2 protein-coding genes are annotated in these 1,907 nt (G+C 59.3%); one reads left to right on the forward strand and one right to left on the reverse strand.

Going from position 1 to position 1,907, the window contains the following annotated elements:
* Positions 1 to 965 precede the first annotated feature (965 nt).
* A complete protein-coding gene (locus SO140_RS45715; protein WP_449381922.1) occupies positions 966 to 1,220 on the reverse strand; it encodes a hypothetical protein in 255 nt (84 codons plus the stop codon).
* 78 nt (positions 1,221 to 1,298) lie between these two features.
* On the opposite strand from SO140_RS45715, the gene SO140_RS45720 reads away from it, so the two are divergent.
* Complete coding sequence (locus SO140_RS45720) at positions 1,299 to 1,514, forward strand: hypothetical protein (RefSeq protein ID WP_449381923.1); 216 nt, start codon at positions 1,299 to 1,301, stop codon at positions 1,512 to 1,514.
* Positions 1,515 to 1,907: the final 393 nt, after the last annotated feature.

Below are 1,907 nucleotides of genomic sequence, written 5' to 3' on the forward strand. Positions count from 1 at the left end.
ATGCTTGGCTCGATGCGCCCAATCGAATGTGCGAGCGTTCCTGCCTCCGTCTCTTCCTCACCTTCTGCTCCGCCTTAAGCACTCGGTTCCGCAGTTCCTCTAGTTCCGCCATTTGATGAGCAAGACTTTCAAGATGCTGACGAAGGACATCATCAACAGCGCGACCGCAAGCACGCATGGCAAGCCACCCACTTGTTGTTCACTTTTGGAGGACTTGGACCCCTATTGGACCACCGGGAAAATCTGGCAGATGCAGCGGCGGCGCGCACTAACTGTGGCAAGATGCGGGGCAACGCCGATGCTCAATCCTCCTTGAAAGGCGCCGACCAGAGGGGGGCGTGGAAGGGTGAGACGGCGGTCTGGCGGTGGATCGTGTGGATGTGCTCGTCGAGTGTCGGGTTCGTGATTAACTCGCCGCAGAAGCAGCGCGCAATCCCTTCTGGACGCTGTGTCGGCAGCGGAAGTGCTAGCCGGTGCATCCGGTCCTTCCAAGCGGTCCATTCACGGTTGCGGCGCCACATCTCGAAGTCCGCCCCCATGCTCGTGGCGGCCAGCTCCTGCCACGCTGCTTGGAAACTCGTACGGGCTTCGTCGAACGTCTCGTCAATGCCGCTGCGGTGCTCACCGGATCAGAGCCGGGATAGAAGCCGCTGGACCAACTCCACTGCGGGGCCGAGTCCGGGACACCGGCGCGGCGACCGATAACGCCGACACGGATGTCGCCGAAGAATATCAGCCATGTCTCGCGGTGTGGATCATCTTTGCTGCGGCGACGGGTGACAGCGGGCATGCTGCGATCAAAGCGGCGCACGACCTTGCTGGCAAATTGTCAATCCCTCGTGGATCAGGTCGTCGCGCGACCACCGTCAGTCGTGGCTGTGAATAGGTATGGATGCCGGAAGATCTCAGAGAGTGTCTGCCATGTGGGCGAACCTCGGGCGGAGGTCGAAAAAATGGCTTGGGGCTCACGTCTGCTGAGCCCCCAACAGCGGTATGAAAGCGAACATCGGTTGGCCCAACTGCTCTAGTTCTTTGCGGATGTAGTCGCGATGCGCGAGGTGAGTTATCAGTAACTCGCGATATGTATCCAACACCTGAGTTGCGAGTTCCGTAGGATGACCGCCGCGCCCCAGCACGTCGATGATCTCGATCTGGCGGGCAATATGACGTTCTCCCAGCGCAATATGCCGCTCTGCGTCCGCCAAATGCGCCAAGGTCATCCGGAGGTCCATTGGGGCAAGTATACGCCCGGAACCGGGACAGCGGAAACCAAAAATCTTAACATGCGTTAGGAGGGGATGATCGAACGAACCCTAGCGGAAGTCCTCGATGAACGTGCCGCGCGCGCGATTGAGGAGGCCCGCTCCCTCATTGCGGAACGCAAGCGACTGATGGATGAGTTGACTGCAAACTACCGGCACAGGTACGAAGCGGCGCGGAAAGCCCTGCAAGGCGTTCAGAAAACTGAGGCCGAACTCGTTGCCAACGCTCGGCGATGGTTTTCTGGAACCTAGCTTGACGTTTTACGTGCCGACAAATTTTCTTGCGCCTCCTCGGCTCTATGAGTCCTTTCCGCGCGCGACTGATGGCTGCGAGTGGCTTCCTCGCGAGCGCGGCTCGCGGTCGCTATCACCCGCTCATTCCACCAGCGCGCCAGCGCAATGCTTTGGTCCACTTGGCGTCGGATCAACTCGCTATCACGGATGGCTCTGTCGGCCCGTTCTAGTAGCTTGTCCATTCCCCTAAAATCAGAGCAGGGGCAAATCGTTCCGGCAAGTTAGGAACGAGTAACGCTTGGAACGCAGACGCCCGCGAATGTCCGTTGAGGGGGGCGGGTTCAACTCATCGCCGCAACACATTCTGCGAACTTCTCAGCTGGGGTTTGAAAGAGCAAGGTCTTTCGTGGC

The organism is Bradyrhizobium sp. UFLA05-108 (assembly GCF_059803455.1).

Coding starts and splice junctions, on each gene's coding strand:
- SO140_RS45715 (WP_449381922.1), bottom strand. CDS start 1,220: ATGACCTTGGCGCATTTGGCGGACGCAGAGCGGCATATTGCGCTGGGA.
- SO140_RS45720 (WP_449381923.1), top strand. CDS start 1,299: ATGATCGAACGAACCCTAGCGGAAGTCCTCGATGAACGTGCCGCGCGC.